Origin of the sequence: Winogradskyella sp. (genome assembly GCF_016744625.1) — a bacterium.
GTDB lineage: Bacteria > Bacteroidota > Bacteroidia > Flavobacteriales > Flavobacteriaceae > Winogradskyella.
The window spans coordinates 25204-47472 of sequence record NZ_JADGDZ010000019.1 but is presented as its reverse complement, the minus strand read 5'-3'; the positions used below and the strand labels follow the sequence as shown (position 1 = coordinate 47472).

General features: G+C 31.8%; 21 protein-coding genes and 1 tRNA gene. 14 read left to right on the top strand and 8 right to left on the bottom strand.

Features of this window, described 5'->3' with window-relative positions:
- Together QZZ53_RS06445 and rpiB are read right to left on the bottom strand one after the other, a co-directional pair.
- Positions 1-787, bottom strand: a 787-nt coding sequence (locus QZZ53_RS06445; RefSeq protein WP_296382737.1) for a cation diffusion facilitator family transporter, incomplete at its 3' end; no start/stop codon positions are given.
- Positions 788-1222, bottom strand: coding sequence for a ribose 5-phosphate isomerase B (gene rpiB / locus QZZ53_RS06440; protein WP_296382735.1), 435 nt, complete (start codon positions 1220-1222; stop codon positions 788-790). It lies immediately after the preceding gene.
- Positions 1223-1957: 735 nt separating this feature from the next.
- On the opposite strand from rpiB, the gene QZZ53_RS06435 reads away from it, so the two are divergent.
- From QZZ53_RS06435 to QZZ53_RS06410, 6 genes are all read left to right on the top strand, one after another.
- Entirely contained in the window at positions 1958-3463 is a 1506-nt protein-coding gene (locus QZZ53_RS06435; RefSeq protein ID WP_296382733.1) for a T9SS type A sorting domain-containing protein, read from the top strand.
- A gap of 195 nt (positions 3464-3658) precedes the next feature.
- Positions 3659-5905 (top strand): RNB domain-containing ribonuclease, encoded by a 2247-nt coding sequence (locus QZZ53_RS06430; RefSeq protein ID WP_296382732.1) that lies wholly within the window; start codon positions 3659-3661, stop codon positions 5903-5905.
- Between the two features lie 127 nt (positions 5906-6032).
- Positions 6033-6332 carry a heavy metal-binding domain-containing protein gene (locus QZZ53_RS06425; protein WP_296382729.1) on the top strand — a complete coding sequence of 100 codons (300 nt, stop codon included), beginning with the start codon at positions 6033-6035 and terminating at the stop codon, positions 6330-6332.
- A gap of 30 nt (positions 6333-6362) precedes the next feature.
- A complete protein-coding gene (locus tag QZZ53_RS06420; protein WP_296382727.1) occupies positions 6363-7034 on the top strand; it encodes a head GIN domain-containing protein in 672 nt (223 codons plus the stop codon).
- 44 nt (positions 7035-7078) lie between these two features.
- Positions 7079-7771 (top strand): LysE family transporter, encoded by a 693-nt coding sequence (locus tag QZZ53_RS06415; RefSeq protein ID WP_296382726.1) that lies wholly within the window; start codon positions 7079-7081, stop codon positions 7769-7771.
- Positions 7772-7779: 8 nt separating this feature from the next.
- Positions 7780-8172 carry an RDD family protein gene (locus QZZ53_RS06410; RefSeq protein ID WP_296382723.1) on the top strand — a complete coding sequence of 131 codons (393 nt, stop codon included), beginning with the start codon at positions 7780-7782 and terminating at the stop codon, positions 8170-8172.
- Between the two features lie 158 nt (positions 8173-8330).
- Here QZZ53_RS06410 and QZZ53_RS06405 read toward each other — a convergent pair.
- Positions 8331-8401: transfer RNA gene (locus tag QZZ53_RS06405), tRNA-Cys, on the bottom strand.
- 50 nt (positions 8402-8451) lie between these two features.
- Positions 8452-8814, bottom strand: coding sequence for a dihydroneopterin aldolase (gene folB, locus QZZ53_RS06400; RefSeq protein WP_296382721.1), 363 nt, complete (start codon positions 8812-8814; stop codon positions 8452-8454).
- A gap of 63 nt (positions 8815-8877) precedes the next feature.
- Between folB and QZZ53_RS06395 the strand changes: the two genes are divergently transcribed.
- The 4 genes from QZZ53_RS06395 to QZZ53_RS06380 all read left to right on the top strand — a co-directional run bounded on the left by QZZ53_RS06395 (position 8878) and on the right by QZZ53_RS06380 (position 14250).
- Positions 8878-9978: a helix-turn-helix domain-containing protein gene (locus QZZ53_RS06395; RefSeq protein WP_296382718.1), complete on the top strand. Its 1101-nt coding sequence runs from the start codon at positions 8878-8880 to the stop codon at positions 9976-9978.
- Between the two features lie 87 nt (positions 9979-10065).
- A complete protein-coding gene (locus QZZ53_RS06390) occupies positions 10066-12444 on the top strand; it encodes a TonB-dependent receptor (RefSeq protein ID WP_296382716.1) in 2379 nt (792 codons plus the stop codon).
- 4 nt (positions 12445-12448) lie between these two features.
- Positions 12449-13276, top strand: a complete 828-nt coding sequence (locus tag QZZ53_RS06385; protein ID WP_296382715.1) for a DUF4249 domain-containing protein — start codon at positions 12449-12451, stop codon at positions 13274-13276.
- A 113-nt stretch (positions 13277-13389) separates the two neighbouring features.
- The gene (locus QZZ53_RS06380; RefSeq protein ID WP_296382713.1) at positions 13390-14250 is read left to right on the top strand and encodes a hypothetical protein; all 861 of its coding nucleotides are present in this window, start codon (positions 13390-13392) and stop codon (positions 14248-14250) included.
- A 69-nt stretch (positions 14251-14319) separates the two neighbouring features.
- Here the strand turns inward: QZZ53_RS06380 and QZZ53_RS06375 are convergent, their stop codons facing one another.
- A complete protein-coding gene (locus QZZ53_RS06375; RefSeq protein WP_296382711.1) occupies positions 14320-14520 on the bottom strand; it encodes a zinc ribbon domain-containing protein in 201 nt (66 codons plus the stop codon).
- An 88-nt stretch (positions 14521-14608) separates the two neighbouring features.
- On the opposite strand from QZZ53_RS06375, the gene QZZ53_RS06370 reads away from it, so the two are divergent.
- Positions 14609-16618, top strand: a complete 2010-nt coding sequence (locus tag QZZ53_RS06370) for a glutamine--tRNA ligase/YqeY domain fusion protein (protein WP_296382709.1) — start codon at positions 14609-14611, stop codon at positions 16616-16618.
- Positions 16619-16718: 100 nt separating this feature from the next.
- Positions 16719-17207 carry a DUF1761 domain-containing protein gene (locus QZZ53_RS06365; protein ID WP_296382707.1) on the top strand — a complete coding sequence of 163 codons (489 nt, stop codon included), beginning with the start codon at positions 16719-16721 and terminating at the stop codon, positions 17205-17207.
- Positions 17208-17281: 74 nt separating this feature from the next.
- Here QZZ53_RS06365 and QZZ53_RS06360 read toward each other — a convergent pair whose 3' ends face one another.
- The gene (locus QZZ53_RS06360) at positions 17282-18211 is read right to left on the bottom strand and encodes an SPFH domain-containing protein (protein WP_296382706.1); all 930 of its coding nucleotides are present in this window, start codon (positions 18209-18211) and stop codon (positions 17282-17284) included.
- Between the two features lie 85 nt (positions 18212-18296).
- On the opposite strand from QZZ53_RS06360, the gene QZZ53_RS06355 reads away from it, so the two are divergent.
- A complete protein-coding gene (locus QZZ53_RS06355) occupies positions 18297-18977 on the top strand; it encodes a hypothetical protein (RefSeq protein WP_296382704.1) in 681 nt (226 codons plus the stop codon).
- Positions 18978-19096: 119 nt separating this feature from the next.
- Here QZZ53_RS06355 and gltX read toward each other — a convergent pair whose 3' ends face one another.
- Entirely contained in the window at positions 19097-20611 is a 1515-nt protein-coding gene (gene gltX, locus QZZ53_RS06350) for a glutamate--tRNA ligase (RefSeq protein WP_296382702.1), read from the bottom strand.
- A 150-nt stretch (positions 20612-20761) separates the two neighbouring features.
- Here gltX and QZZ53_RS06345 point away from each other — a divergent pair, with 150 nt between their 5' ends.
- The gene (locus QZZ53_RS06345) at positions 20762-21115 is read left to right on the top strand and encodes an immunity 22 family protein (RefSeq protein WP_296382700.1); all 354 of its coding nucleotides are present in this window, start codon (positions 20762-20764) and stop codon (positions 21113-21115) included.
- A gap of 2 nt (positions 21116-21117) precedes the next feature.
- Here QZZ53_RS06345 and QZZ53_RS06340 read toward each other — a convergent pair whose 3' ends face one another.
- Positions 21118-22161 carry an alkane 1-monooxygenase gene (locus tag QZZ53_RS06340; protein ID WP_296382698.1) on the bottom strand — a complete coding sequence of 348 codons (1044 nt, stop codon included), beginning with the start codon at positions 22159-22161 and terminating at the stop codon, positions 21118-21120.
- Positions 22162-22269 lie beyond the last annotated feature (108 nt).

Genomic DNA, 22269 nt, shown 5'->3' with positions numbered 1-22269 from the left:
ATGTAATATCGTTTTTAAAATTTACATGTGCTTCTAAATGAATCTCTGCTTCATTAAGTTGCCATATATGTACATGATGCATATTCTCTATAAACTCTAATTTTTCTATGTCTTTAACAATATCCTTGATATGAATTTCCTCTGGTGTAAACAACATCAACACTTTAAAAGAATCCTTTAATAAGTCCCAACCCATTACAATTAAATAAATAGCAATTGCAAAGGTTAACACACTATCAATCCACCAGATCTCATAAAACTTCATTAATAAACCTCCAACTAAAACCGCTACACTTGCCATCATATCTGTTAATAGGTGAAGGTAAGCACTCTTCATATTCATGTTATCATCAGCATTTTGCTTTAGTAACAACACACTAAATCCGTTTCCTAAAATAGCGATAAGAGATAACCAAATTACTAAGTTAGATTCTATTTCTTGTGGGTTTTGAAAACGCTCAACAGCTTCAAAAATGAGAAGAATAGCAACAATAATTAAAGTTGAAGCATTAATAAAAGCAGCTAAAATTTCGGCACGTTTATAACCAAACGTACGTTTTAAAGACGCTTTTCTTTTTACAAGCTTATTTGCTATATAACTTATTACTAAAGAAACGACATCGCTAAAATTATGAAGCGCATCACTCAATAAAGCTAAACTACCAGAAATTAAACCACCAATAACTTGAGCAACTGTAATCGCAATATTTAAAACTATTGAAATAAGTAAATTACGACCATTAAGATCGTGAGAATATGAATGATTATGTGAGTGCGAGTGACTCATTTAACATGATAAAGGAATTTTATCTACACGATTTTGATGACGACCACCTTCAAACTTAGTATCTAAAAAAGTATCTACCATTTTTATGGCTTGTGGAATTGATGTAAAACGTGCTGGAATACAAATAATATTAGCATTATTATGTAAACGTGTTAATTCAGTAATCTCACTTGTCCAACACACTCCAGCTCTCACTTTTTGATATTTATTAGCTGTCATCGCTACACCATTAGCACTACCACAAACTAAGATTCCAAAATCTACCTTACCATCATTAACATCTTTAGCAACAGGATGTACAAAATCTGGATAATCTACACTATCTAATGTATCTGTACCATAATTAGTAATAGTATGTCCTTTGGTTTCTAAATGTTTTACAATAGCAGCTTTATAATCTGGTCCTGCATGGTCGTTTCCAATGGAAATTTTCATAATAAGTAGTCTTATGTTATTAGACCTCAAAGTTAATAATTGCTTATAAGTAAGCATAACTTATAACAGCTTACTTATTCATAAGTTTTAAGTTTGAAAATAAGTTTTTTGTGAGCATTTATAATTGCTGTTCATAAGTACAACTAAAAATGATGAGTACTTGTTAATAACTGTTCATAAGTCTCTAAAACTAAAATTAGGTTTATCCATTAATTTTCATAATCAAAATTAAGATGATACAAACCTAATTAGTTAGCTGTTTTTTTAGAGAGAGTTATTAAGTATCATTAGTATAGAAATGAACAGTTTTTTAGTAAAAATATATGAGTAAATTCTATTAACATCGTTTATTAACAGTTGTTCATAGTTTTTAAAATAACCTTTAAAATGAAGGAGTTATATATAAATTTAATGTTAACTACGTATTAAATAAATATGATAAGTCACTTATCAAAACAAAACTCTAAAAAGTTATAGTAACTATTAACAGACTATAATAACCATCGTTTTATTTTTTAAATTTTAAAAGAAAAATGATTATATGTATATATATGTTGATAAGTTTGAAATTTAAAAAATAGATAAACTTTTATATTAAACGCATTATACTCAATATTTCAAACCAATATTTTACTAATAAACGACTATCTATAAGCTATTATTTACCGATTACACTTTATTTGATAAAACTCTTATAAAAAAGCGATATTTTGTAATAAGTTTAAATCACTTATTATGAAACATAAATTACGTTTACTAGTATTATTAATATCCTCATTAAGTTTTTCACAAGTACAAATTGGGCAGGATATTGATGGTGAATCCGCAGGAGATTTTTCAGGACGTAGTATAAGTTTATCTTCAGATGGAAGTATTGTCGCTATTGGTGCTTCTAATGCTAAAGGCTATGATGCTAATGGAAATCTAGGTTCTACTGGACATGTACGCATTTATGAAAACCAAAGCGGTACTTGGTCACAAATAGGACAAGACATTGATGGAGATGTATCGGGAGATAATTCAGGATTTAAGATAAGCTTATCATCAAACGGTAGTATTGTTGCTATTAGTTGTCCTATTCATAATGGCAATGGAGGTACTTTAAGTAATTCAGGTCATGTACGCATTTATGAAAACCAAAGCGGTACTTGGGTACAAGTAGGACAGGATATTGATGGTGAAGCGACAGGAGATGAATCAGGACAAAGTGTAAGTTTATCATCAGATGGAAGTATTGTTGCTATTGGTGCTACTGAAAATGTGGGTTATGCGCAAAGTTGGCAAAGGCCAGGTCATGTACGCATTTATGAAAATCAAAGCGGCACATGGGTACAAATAGGCCAGGACATTGATGGTGAAGGAACAGGAGATGAATCAGGATTTAGTGTAAGCTTATCATCAAATGGTAGTAGTATTGCTATTGGTTCAATTCTTAATGATGGTAATGGAGGTAATTCAGGTCATGTAAGAGTTTATGAAAACCAAAGTGGTACATGGGTACAAGTTGGACAAGATATAGATGGTGAAGCAACAGGGGATTTTTCAGGACGTAGCATAAGTTTATCGTCAGATGGAAGTATTGTTGCTATTGGTGCAAATGATAATGATGGTAATGGATTTGGTTCAGGTCATGTACGCATTTATGAAAACCAAAGTGGTACTTGGGTACAAATAGGACAAGATATTGATGGTGAATCCGCAGGAGATAATTCAGGAAATAGTATAAGTTTATCGTCAGATGGAAGTATTGTTGCGATTGGTGCTGAAGCAAATGATGGTAATGGTTTAAGCTCTGGTCACGTACGTGTTTATGAAAACCAAAGCGGCATCTGGACACAAATAGGGCAGGATATAGATGGTGAAGTTGCAGGAGATGCATTAGGATATAGTGTAAGTTTATCTTCAGATAGTAGTAGTGTTGCTATTAGTGCAATTAGTAATGATGGTAATGGTATTAATTCTGGCCAGGTACGTGTTTACGATTTAAGTGCTTTATTATCTTTAAATGAGTTTGCATTATCACAATTTAAATTATACCCAAACCCAACAAAAAATCAATTCACTATTCAATTAAATACTACTACAAAACTAAAAAGCGTGTATATCTACAACAACTTAGGTCAATTAGTTTTAACTTCTAAAAAGAGGACTATAAATTCTTCAAAATTAGCAGCAGGTGTTTATACTGTAGAAATAGAAACTACTAAAGGAAAAGCCTCTAAAAAGTTGATTATAGAGTAGATTATAAAAAATTTAAAAAACTAAAAAAGAGGTGTGAAATTCACACCTCTTTTACAATAATTTAACCTTAGCTAAACACTATTAAATTTTAATAGTGTAGCTTTGCATTAAACTTAATATCTTCACTTCCACCTATATTGAGTTAAAATTTAGAATTCCTAACACTTTTAGGAAAAGAATATGATTACAAATTAAATGACAAAAAAGAAAAAAAGGAAATCATCAAAAAACAAGATTTCCAACCTTACAAATACCATTCTAGGTATTTTAAAAAAAGAAAGAAACCAAGCCCTAAATTATAAACAAATTGCTTCTAAACTAGGTGTTAACGACGCTAGTAGTAGAAATCAGATTATAAAAACTTTAGCAAAATTAGCCGCTAAACAAGAAATAGAACAGGTAGATCGTGGTAAATATAAAGCCATTGTAAATACAGAATATCATACAGGTATTTTAGATTTAGCGTCAAAAGGAAATGGATATATCATTTCAGACGATTTTGAAGATGATATTTTCATTGCTTCAAATAATATAAATAAAGCTTTAAATGGAGATGAAGTAGAATTTCACGCTTACAAAAGAAGACATCGTGGAAAATTAGAAGGAGAAATCACCAATATTATTACACGAGCTAAAACGGAATATGTTGGTACTATTCAAATTCACGAGAAAAAGAACTTCGCATTTGTAGTACCAGATAGTCCTAAAATGTATAAAGACATTTTTGTACCTATTAATAAAATTAATAAAGCAGAAGATGGAGATAAGGTTTTAGTTTCTTTAGAAGATTGGCCAGAAAAATCAGATTCACCTAACGGAAAAGTACTTCAAGTATTAGGCAAACCAGGAGAACACAGCACAGAAATTCATTCTATTTTAGCTGAGTATGGTTTGCCACTAGAGTTTCCTCACAATGTAGAAACGTATGCTAATAATTTAGATATTTCAATTAAACCAGAAGAAATCGCAAAACGACGCGATATGCGTAAAGATTTAACCTTTACTATAGATCCTAAGGACGCGAAAGATTTTGACGATGCCTTATCGTTCACGGTTCTAGATAATGGTTTATATGAAATAGGAATCCATATTGCAGATGTATCTCATTACGTACAACCAGGAACTGTTTTAGATGATGAAGCTTACGAACGCGCAACCTCTATTTATTTAGTGGATCGTGTAGTACCAATGTTACCAGAGCGTTTATCTAATGGAGCTTGTTCATTACGTCCACACGAAGAGAAATACACATTCTCAGCTGTGTTTCAAATGAACGAAAAATGCGAAATTAAAAACGAGTGGTTTGGTAGAACAGTAACTTATTCTGATGCACGTTTTGCTTACGAAGAAGCTCAGGCTATTATAGAGAACAATCCTAAGTATACTCTTTCATCTCGAGCGAAGTCGAGAGATCTCATAGATCTTAAAATACCAAAAGAAGTTGCTTTAACAGGTAATGAATATAATACAACAACAGATGTTGCTGAAGCTGTTTTAGTTTTAGATAAGTTAGCTAAAAAAATGCGTTCACAGCGTATGCGAGAAGGAGCGATTTCTTTTGATAAGGTTGAAGTAAAATTTAATTTAGATGAGGAAGCCAATCCGGTTGGAGTGTTCTTTAAAACAAGTAAAGATGCTAATAAGCTGATTGAAGAATTTATGCTATTAGCCAATAGAAAGGTTTCAGAGTTTGTTGGAAAACAAAATCCAAAAAAGACTTTTGTGTATCGTGTACATGACGAACCAAAGCAAGAAAAATTAGCACAACTACAGACTGTTGTTGCTCGTTTTGGACATAAATTAAATTTTAAAGACAAAGGAAGTATTGCGTCTTCATTAAATAATTTATTAAAGGATGTTGTTGGTAAAAAAGAACAAAACTTAGTAGATACATTGACTATTCGTACCATGTCTAAAGCAGAATATACTACGCATAATATTGGGCATTACGGATTAGCGTTTGATTACTACAGTCATTTTACGTCTCCAATTCGTCGTTATCCAGATGTGATGGCACATCGTCTATTACAACAGTATTTAGATGGAGAGAAATCTGCAAATGAAGCTATTTATGATGAAAAATGTAAGCATTCTAGTAATATGGAATACTTAGCAACAAAAGCTGAGCGAGATTCAATAAAATACATGCAGATTCGTTTTATGCAAGACCACCAAGAAGAAGAGTTTCTAGGAGTTATTTCTGGAGTTACAGATTGGGGAATTTATGTAGAAATTGTGTCCAATAAATGTGAAGGTATGGTCAGTGTAAGAGATATGAAAGATGACCACTATCAATTCGATCAAGATCAATATGCAATGGTTGGTAATAAATTAGGTATGGTATATCAACTTGGAGATGAGGTTATTGTAAAAGTGAAAAACACAGATTTATTAAAAAAGCACTTAGATTTCTATATGGTTGGTAAACCAGAAGTTGAGTAAATTAAAAATATGATTTGTCATACTAAATTCACAAATTCAACGAAGTTAATTTATTTCAACATCTTGTATTTTACTATGTAACAATTTACTGTTTTTAAGTACTTATAAACAAACAAACAATCACTCAATGATATTAACCACAACAAATTCAATAGAAGGCCATAAAATAATTGATTATTTAGGTATAGTAACTGGTGTTGCTATGAATGAAGAAACCTTATCAATGGGTTTTAGTATGTCTAAATATTATAAAAAAATTCAAGAAAGTATAGATAAAGTTAAAGAAACAGCTTTTCAGCGTTTACAAGTAAATGCATCACAATTAAATGCAAATGCCGTCGTTGGTATAAAAGTAGAAGTTGAATTTACTGCAAGTAACTATCCTATAGTTTCTGTAACAGGTACAGCGGTTAAAGTTGCTGTGTAATCTAAAAAGATATTAAATAAAATAATAAGCATGAAAAAACTCACTCTAATTATAGCCTTAGTAATTGGTTTTATAATAAACGGACAAGAGACTATAGAAAAAACAGTAGGAGAATTCACAACCGTTAAAGTCTATGATTTAATCAATCTTAAAATGATTAAATCAACTGAAGACAAAGTTGTAGTCTCTGGTAAAAACAAAAATGATGTTGAAGTCGTTAATAAAAACGGAAAGCTTAAAATAAGAATGAATATCGAAGAGATATACGATGGTAATGATACTGTTGTGATATTGTATTATACTTCTGTAGATGTCATCGATGCAAATGAAGGAGCTAAAGTTGTGGTTAATGGAGCTATTGAACAATTTGAAATAGATTTAAAAACACAAGAAGGTGGTGAGATTACAGCTAATTTAAAAACGAGTTATGCTAATTTTAGAGCAGTTACAGGTGGAGTTATAACTGTAATTGGAAGTTCTAAAAATCAAGATATTTCAATATATACAGGCGGAGTCATCAATGGTAAGGACTTTGTCACTGAACAAACAGAAGTTAGTATTAATGCTGCTGGAGAAGCTTATGTAAATGCAACAGAGTATGTTGATGTTAGAATAAAAGCAGGAGGTGATGTATTTATCTATGGTAATCCTAAAAAGGTAGAAGAGAGTCGTGTACTTGGTGGCAGAATAAAACGTATGTAAATTCTTAATAGTTTTGTTACTTTTGTGTAAACCGTAAGATTTACATGTTTGATGATATCTTAACAGCCATTCCTTTTGGTATTATTTTAGCCTTTACCATTGGTCCTGTGTTTTTTGTTTTACTCGAAACCAGTGTAACCAAGGGTTTTACTAGTGCTATTATTTTTGACCTTGGAGTTATCTTAGCAGACATTGTATTTATTTTATTGATTTTTAAAAGTACAGACACCCTTTTAGATAAAATAAAAGACGATCCTAAATTATTAGTTTTTGGTGGTGTTTTACTCATTGTTTATGGTCTTATAAGTTTTATAAAAACCTCAAAATCTTTCCGGTCTATTGTAAGAGAACATCACAGAATTGAGTTGCCTAAAAAAGATTATGGAAAGCTATTTATCAAAGGCTTTCTGCTCAATTTTATCAATATTGGTGTACTTTTAGGTTGGTTAGGGTTTATAGTTATTGGCACTTCAATAACCACTTCAAAAAATGGAGTATTTATTTTTATAAGCACAATGCTTATTTCTTATTTCGTAACTGACCTCTTTAAGATTGCGGCAGCAAAACGCCTTAAAAATAAACTTACACCAAGACGTATTTTTAAAACAAAAAAAATTGTTTCATTGGTTATTTTAGGATTTGGAGTATTGTTGCTTACACAAGGCTTGTTTCCTGAGCTCTATGAAAAGAGTAAAGAACAAATAGAGAAGGTTAATCCAATTAAGGATAATGATTAATCGTAGTTATGAATTTAGATTACGCAAGATTACAAAATAGAATTAAAGCTGCTGTTATAGATAGTATTATTCTATTTACTGTGATGTATTGCACATCAGAATTACTTAATTCATTTGAAAATATTTCTCCATCTTTAAGAATGTGGCTTTTCATTCTATATTTTATCCTATATGAACCCTTAATGATATCTGTATTTGGTTATACACTAGGTCACTTTTATTGTGATATAAAAGTGAGACGTGAGAATGATTTTAATAAAAAAATAAACTTCCCGCTAGCATTGATAAGGTTTCTTTTTAAAGCTTGTTTGGGTTGGTTATCACTACTTACAATCACTGGAAGTGAAAAAGGACAAGCAATTCACGATTCAGTGGTTAAATCTGTAGTTTTAGTTGATTAGAACTATGTAAACCTGAAAATTTATAAAAATTACCTCAATATAAGTTGAAGATTTTTTGAGGTACTATTTACAAAGTATTCGAACCGCATAAGTCTTAATTTAAACTTTCTTAAAATTTATAAATAAAAAAACCTTCAACATATGTTGAAGGTTTTTTGAGGTGTCGAGCGGATTCGAACCGCTGTAGATGGTGTTGCAGACCACTGCCTAGCCACTCGGCCACGACACCTTATTGAGAGCGCAAATGTAAAAAAAATAAAGGTTTTACACCATATTGCGCTACTTTTTTCGCTTTTCGGTCATTTTTATGGTTACCATTTCCACGTCACCACCTATTGGTGGATTGATTTTACTAACCGAAATGGTAGCTTTAGTTACCATTTTATCTTCATTAAATATTCGAGTTAATATACGCTGTGCTACGGTTTCAAGAAGTTTTGATGGTTTACTCATTTCTTCTCTAGCCACTTTATTTAAGAACACGTAGTCAACAGTATCATTGAGTTCATCGGATTTTGCCGAAGCTTTTAAATCAGCTTTAACTTCTAAATCTACTCTGTAATCGCTGCCAATAGCTGTTTCTTCTTTTAAGCATCCATGATTTGCAAATACTCTAATATTTTCAACTTTTATTGTTCCCATGCAATAGTTTTGTTATTGCAAAGTTATTTAAAAAAAGAATGTAATTTTATTAAAACACCTTTAATGCTTTCCGGAGATTTTTTTCTAATTTTTTTAGATCTTTTATCAGGATTTTCTGCAATTATGATTGGTCTTTTGTTTTTAACTGTAAAATCAAAAAATCAAATTGCTAATATATTCCTAGTACTTTTTTTATGGTGTTTGGCTTGGTTAATTTTAACAGACACATACATTAATTATACTGAAGAAAATGTTTTAAGCGATCCATTTATTTTTGGTTTTGATCCTGTATTGTTAATTATTCCATCACTATTTCTATACATCATCATAACTATTAACAAATCATTTAATGCATGGTATTTAGTATTGTTTATACCTGGTATTTTATTTAATCTTTTTCAGATTCAAGAAGATAGTATTCTAGATATCATATTTATGCTATTGTTTCCTATAATTAATTTACCCTTAATGATTATTGCTTATCGCATATTAATACGACATAAGAAAAATGCCGCGAACTATTATTCTGAATTAGAATATAAAACTCTAGTATGGATTAAGAGTATTATTATAACGGTTTTAATATTGCATTTTTTTCTATTTTTTAGTGAATTTGCAGAATATTTACATGGGTCATTAGGAGATGTTTTTATGTTTTTAGAAATATTAACGACGTTGTTTATTGTGTATTGGATTGGTTATAATGGTTTTTTCCAAGCACAATTATTTAAAGAAAGTTCTTCTAAAGAAAGTCTAATAGAGGAATTGATTATTTCAGAAACAGAAGCTCAAAAAGAGATAATTTTAAATAATGAGTTGCTCGAGGTGTTTAAAGAAATTGAATCTAGAATAAGGACCGAAAAGCTATTTAAAAACTCAAGCTTAAATTTAAGAAACTTAGCGATGGGTTTAGAAATTAAAGAAAAGGAATTATCTAAGCTGATTAATCAATGTTCTGATACAAATTTTTATCAATTTATTAATCGTTTTCGCGTAGATGAGTTTAAAAACTTATTAAAATCACCAAAGGCCAAACAAATGTCAATTTTAGGCTTAGCTCAAGAAGCAGGATTCTCTTCTAAATCAACATTTTACACTGCTTTTAAAACTTTAGAAGGTGTAACCCCAAAACAGTACGAATTATCTCTTAAAAAGTCCGAATAAAGACCATTCGGACTCCTTCTAACATTCCTTTAAGAATTTAAATATAGGTTACTACGTTCTTTTGCAAACACAAAAAAACGAACGTATATGAAACACACTTTTTTATCATTATTATTTTTCATTTTTATTAGTACTGGATACGCACAAGAAAAATTCACGATTAGCGGTACACTTAAAGATCAAAGCAATGGTGAAACACTTTTGGGAGCAACAATCATTATAAAAGGTACGTCAATTGGTACAACTACTAACGAATATGGTTTTTATTCCTTAACCGTATCTAAAGGTAATTATGTATTAGTTGTGTCTTATTTGGGCTATAAAACAATTGAGGAAAAGATAGATCTTAATCAAAATATAAAATTCAATACTGAATTAGAAGAAGATGCCAGACAATTAGATGAAGTAGTTATAACTGCTGGAGAATCCAAAAAAGTTAATTTAAGAACTCCACAAATGAGTGTTGCCAAATTATCTTCTAAATCCATTAAAAAGATTCCAGCTGCTTTTGGAGAAGTAGATGTAATTAAGTCTATACAATTACTGCCTGGTGTTACTAATTCTGGTGAAGGAGCATCTGGATTTAATGTACGTGGTGGAGCAGAGGATCAAAATTTAATTTTATTGGATGAAGCTGTTATATATAACTCATCACATTTATTTGGTTTCTTTTCAGTTTTTAATGCAGATGCTATTAAAGATATTAAACTTTATAAAGGAGGCATTCCTGCTCGTTTTGGAGGAAGAGCTTCTTCTGTTTTAGATATTCGTCAAAAAGACGGTAATAGCAAAGAATTCAAACTTACCGGAGGTGTTGGACTAATATCAAGTAGGCTAACCGCAGAAGGACCAACTTTTAAGGATAAAGGCTCTTTTTTAATATCTGGTAGATCATCTTATGCGCATTTACTCATGAAGTTATCTAAAAAAACCAAAAAGAGTAGTGTTAAGTTTTACGATTTAAATTTTAAAACCAATTACGAGGTTAATGAGAATAATAAACTGTATTTATCTGGATACTATGGAAATGATGACATTAGTTTTAGCAATTCTTTTAAAAACTCTTACGGTAATCTTACTGGAAACCTGCGTTGGAATCATCTTTTTAATGATAAATTATTTTCTAATCTATCACTTATATATAGCAAATACAATTATAATCTCGAAATCAATTCAGCTGGTATAGATTGGAAATCGGATATTAAAAACTATAATTTAAAATACGATGTTGGTTATTATTTAAATGATACTTATAAATTCAATTTTGGTGTTAGTGGTATCTATTACGATTTTAATCCAGGTCAATTAAACCCGTTAAATTCTAGTTCTGGAGTTAACAAACGTAAGTTAGATGATAAGTTTGGATTCGAAACAGGAATTTACGCTGGTTTAGAACATAAAATTTCTAATAAACTTACAGCGCAATATGGTATTCGTTATAGTAATTTTACTCGATTAGGGAAGCAAACTCTAAATGAATACAGCAATAATTTACCAGTCGTTTACAATGCAGATTTAGGAATTTACGAACGTGCAAATTCTATTGGCCAAACCATGTACAATAACGGCAAGAAAATTGCATCTTTTGGGAATTTCGAGCCTCGATTAGCACTATCTTATCAGTTAAATGAAAAATCTTCAATAAAGGCAAGTTATAATCGCATGGCTCAATATTTACATTTAATTTCTAATACCACATCAGCAACACCATTAGATGTATGGGCACCTAGCGGAAAATATATAAAACCACAATTAGCCAATCAATATGCTGTAGGATATTTTAGGAATTTTAGTGACAATATGTTCTCTATTGAAGCAGAAGCTTATTATAAAACAGTAGATAATCGGGTAGATTATATTGATGGTTCAGATTTAATTGCACAGAACAATATAGAAACGGAAATTTTAATCGGTAAGTCAAGATCTTATGGTTTAGAACTATTGCTTCGTAAAAACAAAGGTGATTTTACAGGATGGATAGCCTATACACTCTCTAAAGCACAACAAAAAACACCAGGAGGTGCTGCAGGAGGATTAGGAATTAATAATGGAAAATGGTATAAGACCTCGTACGATAGAACACACGATATTTCCTTTACTGGGAACTACGAATTAAATAAAAAATGGAGTTTCGGAACAAATTTTGTTTTTCAAACAGGTCGCCCAGTTACCTATCCAAATGGGCAGTTTCAATATAGTGGGCTTTCAATTCCTACATATTCCAACAGAAATGCAGATCGTTTACCTGCATACCACAGATTAGATATATCTGCAACACTCACTCCTAGAAAAAATAAAGACCGGAAATGGAAAGGCGAATGGGTATTTGGTATCTATAACTTATATGGACGCAAAAATGCAGCATCTATTTCCTTTGGTGAGAATTTAGATACAGGCATAAATGAAGCTACACGAACTTCAATTTTCGGATTTATGCCAGGAATCACTTATAACTTTAAATTTTAATACTATGAATATCATAAATAAAAATATCAACCTTTTAATAATTGCAATTCTTCTTTTAACTTCTTGTACTGATACTATTGATGTTGCTGTGCCAAACGGAGGAACAAGATTAGTTGTCGAAGCATCAATTAATTGGGAAAAAGGAACTACAGGTCAAAATCAAATTATTAAATTAAGTACGTCAACAGCTTATTTTGATGCAAATCCAGATATGCCTGCTAATGGAGCAATTGTTTTGGTAACTAATGAAAATGATGGGACTCAATTTACATTTCAAGATCAAGGAAATGGAGAATATATTACAAACAATTTTATTCCTGAATTGAATCATCCCTATTCATTAGAAATTATATTCAACGGAAAAACTTACTCGGCAACCGAAACCCTAATTTCTGTAGTAGATATTTCTGAAATTCAGCAGTCCATAAATGAAGAAGAAGGTGAAGAAAATATAGAGGTTTCCATTTATTTTAATGATCCTGCAAATGAAGCAAATTATTACTTGGGAGAATTTATTCCGTCAAACAATCCAAAAACTAATTTAGAACCTCTTGAAGATAGTTTTACAGATGGGAATCAAAATTTTATTGAATTTGAAGATGAGGATTTTATTGTAGGAGATACCTTAGAGATAAGCCTGTATGGAATTTCCGAACCCTATTACAATTATATTAATCTTTTAGTAAATCAATCTGATTCGGGAGGAAGTCCTTTCCAAACAACACCAGTTCAATTAAAAGGAAACTGTAAAAATTTAGAAGATCCAAACGAAGAGATATTAGGATATTTTAGGTTGGGCGAAGTTGTTAGAGCCACACATATCATTAATTAGATTTAAAAAAAAGTGTTGTAGGCTGTCAACAATTTAAGTTGATTGATTGATAGTACGTTGACAGTCCAACAACCAAAATTATTAATTTATATATATAATAAAAAACGAAAAATATGAAAAAATTAAATTTTAAATTACTTACGATTTCAATCACTTTATTAAGTTTCATCTCGTGTTCTAGTGATGATAATGGTATAACGATATCAACAATAATTGACCCAGGAAACGATCCTAATTTTACCATTGTAGCTAATACAGATATTGGTATGACTAAATACAATAGAAAAGTTGTTGTATTTGGCGTAGATATTTACGCAGCATCTGGTGTAGAAGATGCAAAGTTATTATATGCGGCTAATATTATGGCGCAGTATTTAGATAATAATGAAGATGGTATTGCAGACAATCAAGCAATAGTTGATAAAATGGTAGAAAACAATGCCTTTTTATTTATGTGGAAAAATGAAAGCACTGATTTTTTAAACAATCAACCATCGGGACGTGTTGGGCAAGATTTAGGAAATGATGAAACACACCCTAATTTTGTACTTAATGGACGTACAGGCACTTTTGATGCTGGTTTAGAAGAGGTATGGCATATTATCACTAATGCTGGTTACGAACGCTTATATCCAAACGTTTTTGGTACACAAGCAGGAAGCTCAATAAGTAACGCAATGGATATTGCTAGAGGTGGGCAGTTTACCACAATTCCAAACCCTTATCCTACAAGTGCATGGTATACATATGATGATCAAACTTGTGATTATGAGTGTCATGGAGGTGAATATATTTACTGGGCAATGAGCTCTATTCTTGGAGCACAAGAAAATAGATTGAGCGAAATAGATAATGAATGGCGATTAAATACGTTAGCTCTAGTACAAAGTACAGATTCAGAAGTATATGGATTACTTACGGATCCACAATATAAATTCCCAACAGTTCTACCAGATGGAACCTATAGGCAATAAACAAAGTGTTGGAGGCTGTTAGCTGTTTTTTAAGTTAGCTAGCAGCTTCTCAACCACAAGTTGAATATTTTAATTAGTAAACAAATCAAAAATATTACTCATAGCACTGGTTTTTGCTTTAAAGAACTCAGTATAAGAACAGTTTTTACAGGTTACAGACGTGAATTTCTTATTCTGCACATCAAAGATTTTAGATAAAGTTCCTCCTGTAGCTCTCATTTCTCCGATTTCGTAAGTGGTATTATCACATTTTGGACATTTGTAGTTCATTTGATTTATATGTTTTGGTTTATACTATAAGTGTATCATGGTTGATAAATGTTACAATTTGCTTAATTTTACACTTTATAATTTTCCGATGTCAGAAGAAACAAAATCACTCAATTTTATTGAGCATATCATAGAAGAAGATTTAGCAAATGGCTTATCAAAAGATAAGTTGCGTTTTCGTTTTCCGCCAGAGCCAAATGGGTATTTACACATAGGTCACACTAAAGCTATTGGTATTAGCTTTGGACTAGGTGAGACGTATGGTGCACCTGTAAATCTTAGGTTTGATGATACTAATCCTGCAAAAGAGGAACAAGAGTATGTAGACGCTATTAAGCGTGATATTGCTTGGTTGGGCTATAAATGGGAAAACGAATTATATTCTTCAGACTACTTTCAAAAATTGTATGATTGGGCTATTCAAATGATAAAAGATGGGAAGGCTTATGTAGATAGTCAATCGTCAGAAGTCATAGCAAAACAAAAAGGAACACCAACCCAAGTAGGAACTAATGGTCCATATAGAAATCGTAGTGTCGAAGAAAATTTAGATTTATTCCAAGGTATGAAAGCTGGTGAATTTCCTGCTGGAACACATATTCTACGTGCCAAAATAGATATGGAAGATCCAAATATGTTAATGCGAGATCCTATGATGTATCGCATAATGTATGCAAACCACCATAGAACAGGAGATGAATGGTGTATTTACCCAATGTATGATTGGACGCATGGCGAAAGTGATTACTTAGAGCAGATTTCACATTCATTATGTTCTTTAGAATTTAAGCCACATAGAAAGCTTTATGATTGGTTTAAAGAACATGTTTACGCCTATAGTAAAGATAAGTTACCATTACCACCAAAACAGCGAGAATTTGCACGTTTAAACCTTAGTTATACCATAATGAGTAAGCGTAAGTTGTTGCGTTTAGTAGAAGATGGTGTAGTAACTGGTTGGGACGACCCACGTATGCCAACGATTTCTGGTTTACGCCGTCGAGGCTATACACCAAATTCTATACGTCAGTTTATAGAAAAGGTTGGTGTTGCAAAGCGCGAAAATGTTATTGATGTATCGCTACTCGAATTTTGTATTCGTGAGGATTTAAACAAATCCGCAAATCGCGTAATGGCTGTTTTAGATCCTATAAAAGTGGTGATTACCAATTATCCTGAAGATAAAGAAGAATGGTTAGAAGCTGAAAATAATCAGGAAGATGATTCTGCTGGTTTCAGAAAAGTACCATTTTCTAGAGAAATATATATAGAAAAAGAAGATTTTAAAGAGGAAGCTGGCAACAAGTTTTTTAGGTTGAAGTTGGGTGGAGAAGTTAGATTAAAGAACGCTTATATTATTAAAGCAAATAGTGTTGTAAAAGACGATAAAGGTGAAGTAACAGAAATTCATTGTACTTATGATGAAGACACCTCTAAAAAAGTAAAAGGAACCTTACATTGGGTGTCAATAAGACACGCAATTTCAGTAGAGGTTAGAGAATATGATCGTTTATTTTCGCATGAAGCGCCAGACAGTAACAAAGAGAAGAGTTTTATGGAATTTATAAATCCTAATTCACTAAAAGTTAGAACGGGTTATTTAGAACCAAGTTTGGCAGAAGTGAAGGTAGGAGAGCAATTTCAGTTTCAACGATTAGGTTATTTTAATGTAGATGATGATTCTAAACCAGATGCACTTGTTTTTAATAAAACGGTTGGCTTAAGAGATAGTTGGGCTAAACAAAAGCCAAAACCTCAAAACAACAACCAAAATAAGAATAAACAACAATCGCAACAACAGCGATCAGCAATAAGTGTGATTCAACAATTTGGTAAAAAATACACCAATTTACCAGAAGAAAAGCAATTAAAAGTAAAGGCTGACATACAAGAGCTTTCAAAGAGCGTATCTTATGATGAATTAGAGCCATTATTTGGTACTGCTGTGAAAAAAGCAGGTACACGTATAGCTGTAATGATTTCATTGAAAATATTGCTTAAAAATGGACTAGAACGCAACAATACTATCAATGAGTTTATTGAAAAAGCACTCGAAGATAAAAATGAAATTTTAGTAACTGAAGCAAGTGAAATATAAGCTATCACTCATCATTTAGTTCCAGATATAAAACCTCTAAGAAATCACCTTAGAGGTTTTTTTGTACATTTAAACATACTAACTAATAAAATATAAAAAAATGGAATTTAATTTTTTAGCAATTTTAGTTGCCGCAATTGTACCAATGGTTTTAGGCTTTTTATGGTATAACCCAGCATTATTTGGAAATGCTTGGATGAGAGAATCTGGTATGACAGAAGAAAAAATGAAAAGCGGTAACATGGGTGTTATTTTCGGAATATCATTCTTACTTTCTATTGTTTTAGCGTTTTTCACTCAATTTTTGTCCATTCACCAAATGGGAGCTGTTCAAATGATAGGTGGAGACCCAACAATTGATGGTATCTTACCTTCGTTTCAAGCTTTTATGGACGACTATGGCACTGCTTTTAGAACTTATAAACACGGAGCTTTGCATGGTTTAATAATGGGTCTTACTATTGTATTCCCAATAATGGCAACCAATGGGTTATTCGAGCGCAAGTCTTGGAAACACATTTTTATAAATGTTGGCTACTGGACAGTAACTTTGGTTATTATGAACGCGATTGTTTGTGGTTGGGTTTAAAAAGATAATCTTTTTAATATAAAAAAACCTCGAAGTTTATAGCTTCGAGGTTTTTGTTTAATAATGAGAGTTAATTATTCTTCTATTTTTTTGTTTTTAGCATTTTTCATAGCCTCTCCAATCTGGTTACTAGCCGTAAAACTAGCCACCATATCGTTTAACATTTGGCTTCCTGCCTGAGGTGAATTAGGCAATAAGATTAAGTTACTATTCGTTTCCTGTCCAATTGACTGTAATGTATCATAATGCTGTGTTACCACAATTAGTGCAGACGCTTCTTGAGAGTTAATGCCAACCTTATTTAGTACTTCAACCGATTCTTCTAAACCACGAGCAATCTCACGTCTTTGGTCAGCAATACCCTGACCTTGTAAACGTTTGCTTTCGGCTTCAGCTTTTGCTTTTTCGACAATAAGAATACGAGCTGCATCACCTTCAAATTGTGCAGCAGTTTTTTCTCTATCAGCGGCATTAATTCTGTTCATGGCAGCTTTTACTTGCGCATCAGGATCGATGTCTGTTACCAAAGTCTTTATAATGTCATATCCATATTCTGCCATAGCATCATTAAGCTCTGCTTTAACCGCAATAGCAACATCATCTTTACGAACAAAAACATCATCTAATTTCATTTTTGGCACTTCTGCTCTTACCACATCAAATACATAAGATGTAATCTGATCATGAGGATAGTCTAGTTTATAAAAAGCATCATAAACCTTATCTCTAATCACTTTGTATTGTACAGACACCTTAAGGCGTACAAATACATCATCTAGAGTCTTAGTTTCGATGATAACGTCTAATTGTTGAATTTTAAGACTTAATTTACCAGCAATTCTATCGACTAAAGGAATTTTTAATTGTAATCCTGAATGACGAACACTTTGGAATTTACCAAAGCGCTCTACGATTGCTGAGGTTTGTTGTTTCACCACGAAGAATGATGAAATTAAAATGATTAATCCAAAAAATATAATCGGAATGTAAATAAATTCGCCCATAATGCGTTTTTTTAATGTTAGTTAATACGAGATACTAAATGTAAATAATTTTACTTAGGTTTGTCGTAATCAGCTCTAAAATCGCATGAAAAAAACAACACACCTCCTATTAGTAGCCTTTTGCATTGCTTTTGTTACACTTGGTTACGCACAACATAAAAATTATAAGATTAAAAATGGAATAGGCCTTCAAGGAGGAGTTACACAATTTGATATACTTACCGATAATTTTGAAACCAAATCTAATTCTGGTTTTATAGGAGGTATGACAGCTTCTGTTGATATTCCGCATCGTTGGTATAATGTGAGTTATAATATTCAATTATCAGAGAATAATATAGATATTCATGCTGCTACACCTGCAACCTCAAGAGAAGAATATATAGAGTATAAGATGTTTACTGCTCAGATTGCTTTTTTGTTTCACATTAAATTAATCAGTAATAATATAACTTTAGATGTTGGACCAATGCTACAGTATAATAGTGAATTAGAATTGAAAGACGATTCTAAGGAGGGCTATTTAATTACGGGTTATGATAATTTGTTTACAGAAGATATTACAAAAATATCTCAGTTTAATGCCAATGGAGCCGTAGGTATTTCTGCTGGTTTTGGTAGTTTTTTACTAAGAGCACAATATGTCTATGGTTTTACAAATATTTTAGGAAAGCTAAACGACCAAGACCTTAATGTTGGTAGTAATATCGATAAGTTTAAAGGTAATCAGTCATTATTGGCTTTTACAGCAATGCTTATTTTTTAAAATGAATTGTCATTGTGAATCACGTTTTTTTGCGTGATGTGGTAATCTATTAAACTATAATATTTTCATTCATGAAATCGCCATGTCTTTCGCTCCTTGTTTCTCACAATAACACATAATTAGATGCTTTCCACTAAGGCGCCAATACGCTTAATAGTTTCCGCTTTTCCAATCATATGCATAATATCAAACACATCTGGCCCTTGCAAAGCACCAACTAATGCTAAGCGTAAAGGCATCATTACTTTTCCAAAGCCTATTTCATTATCTGTAATCCAGCCCTTGATATTAGTTTGAAGGTTTTCAACCGTAAAATCATTAGTCCCATTTACAAGTTCGGTGACTTTATTTAAAATATCAGCAGTACCATCTTTTAGTGCTTTTTTAGATGCTTTTTCATCATAAAAAGTTGGAGATACAAAGAAAAAATGACTCAATTCCCAGAAATCACCAACAAAAGTTGCGCGTTCTTTTATTAAACCAACAACGAGCGCAATGTAATTCACATCGACCTCTGTTAATTCAGGTTTAATAGTTTTGAATTCTTCAGCCAAATCTAAATCGAGTTGTTGTTGCATGTAATGGTGGTTAAACCACTTTGTTTTATCTGGATCAAATCGCGCTCCTGCTTTATTTACTCTAGCTAAATCAAAATCTGAAACGAGTTGCTCTAGACTAAATATTTCTTGTTCAGTTCCTGGATTCCAGCCTAAAAAAGCTAAGAAATTAACAACAGCTTCGGAGAAATAACCATCTTCTTTATAACCTTTAGAAACTGTTCCGTCTGGCGCTGTATATTCTAATGGAAATACCGGAAAGCCTAATTTATCACCATCACGCTTACTTAGTTTTCCTTTTCCTGTTGGTTTTAATATTAACGGTAAGTGTGCAAATTCTGGAGCATCCCAACCAAAAGCATCATATAATAATTTATGTAGTGCTAAAGAAGGTAACCATTCTTCACCACGAATTACATGAGAGATTTCCATTAAATGATCATCTACAATATTTGCTAAATGATAGGTTGGCATTCCATCACTTTTAAATAGAATTTTATCATCAAGCACGTTAGTGTCAATAGAAATATCACCACGAATAATATCTTTTAAATGAAGCGTTTCATCTTGAGGAGACTTAAAGCGAATCACAAAATCTTCACCAGCATCAATTTTTGCTTTAGTTTCAGCTTCAGTAAGAACTAAAGAATTTACCAATCGACCTTTTTCACGATTGTGCCAATTGTAGATAAAGGTTTTTCCCTCTGCTTCATGACCTTTTCTATGTATATCTAATTCTTCTGAAGAATCAAAAGCATAGTATGCTTTGCCATTAGAAATAAGCTCATCTGCATATTGCTTGTATAAACCTTTACGTTCGCTTTGTCTGTATGGACCAAACTTTTCGTTTTTCCCAGGACCCTCATCAAAAGGAATATTACACCAATTTAAAGCGTTTACAATATAATCTTCAGCACCTTCAACATAACGGTTTTGGTCAGTATCTTCAATTCTAAGCACAAAATCACCACCATTCTTTTTAGCAAATAAATAATTGAATAAAGCAGTTCTTACACCACCAATATGTAATGGTCCTGTTGGACTTGGTGCAAAGCGCACACGCACGTTTTTAGACATAATCGGGAAACACTAATGGGTTTGTCGTCCTGAACTTGTTTCAGGATCTCATTAAGGTGCAAAGATAGTCTGATAAGATTTGAGAACAAAGAAAATAGATTGTTCAGTAATCACATTAAAAAATCTTATTTACTTTTAATAAAATTTTTAATGGAAGAACAAGGAAAAGTATCTATTTGGGTCGGAAATTTAAGTAGCAGAAATGATCTAGATAAATACATGGAAGAGGTTTTCGATGAAGAAGGAGATTCGACTTCGCAATTTATGACTGATTTTAAAATTGACTATATGGATAATCAATTTCTGGAGGTTGATTTTAACAATCAAAAAATCTCTTTACATCAGAAATTAGAAGGTTGCTCTTATCTTGACTCATTTCGTAATCAATTACCAGATACCAACGAGAATTTTAATTCTTTAATTTGCCTCTATAATTTTAAATATAGTGCGTTAATTAAAGACTGTAATAACCTTGAATATCTTGGTTGTTTTAATTATAAGTAAGATTAACTAATAATCATTTCTCTGGGCACGCGCTTATTCATAATTCCAAACCATAAAGGTGGAATCATTGCCAAAACCATTGAGGTTGGATAACCATAAGGCATTTGTGGACTTTTATCGTGGCAATCTAAAACTTGATATTTCTTTGAAGACTTAAAATGATGATCACTATGTCTTGTGAGTTCGTATAATACAATTCTACCAATAATATGATTGGAATTCCAAGAATGAATCTCTTTAACACGCTCGTAACGACCAGATTTAGTTTTGAGTCTAATTAATCCGTAGTGTTCAATATAATTAACGGTTTCAAGTAAAACGAAACCAACAATTCCTGCAAAAAGGGCAAATAATAATGCTGAGGTTCCAAATATTAATAAAACACCAATTAAATAGCATATTTGAAGAATTATATACCAAAACATATCATTTTTAGTTGAAAAGAACGAGTTTTTGCTGTTTTTCAATAATTTATTCTGAATCTTCCACGCACTCAAATATTGACGAAATATTGAGGTAAACCAAAATGAGTACACACTTTGATTGTATCTCGCTGTTGCAGGATCTTCTAGAGTTGCTGCGTGCAAATGATGTCCAAAATTATGCTCAATATAAAAGTGCATATAGAATGAGGGAAGAAGTAATGCTTTACCAAGAAAGCGTTCGTTTGTAGTTTGTCTATGACCAAGCTCGTGAGCGACATTAATGCCGTTAACACCAAGAACAATTCCAATGGAAAAAATTAAACCTACAAATTCATAAGTGGCTAATACGTTATTTGAAACTATAAACAACCCATAAAAAACAAGTCCAAAAACTAGTGGTAAATTTAAGTAGAGCAGCCAATCAAAGATATTGCGACTCAACTTGCTGTTGGCTTCTTCTGGTTTTAGGTTATCTGCATCTACAGGAAAAATAAGTTCTAAAACAGGAATGCATATAAAGGCAAAAATAGGTGTTGCCCAAACCCAATAATTTTTTAAGAATAAACCCAAAAAACAAACAATTGGAATTGAAAATGCTGCTAAGTATTTGAGGTCTTTCATATAAATTTGTCTGATTTAACAGTTAATTCCCCTAAATTAACAGAATCTTACCAAATTTAGCGAATTGGCTATTAAAATAAAATTGTAGTTTAGTCAGTTAGAATAGTA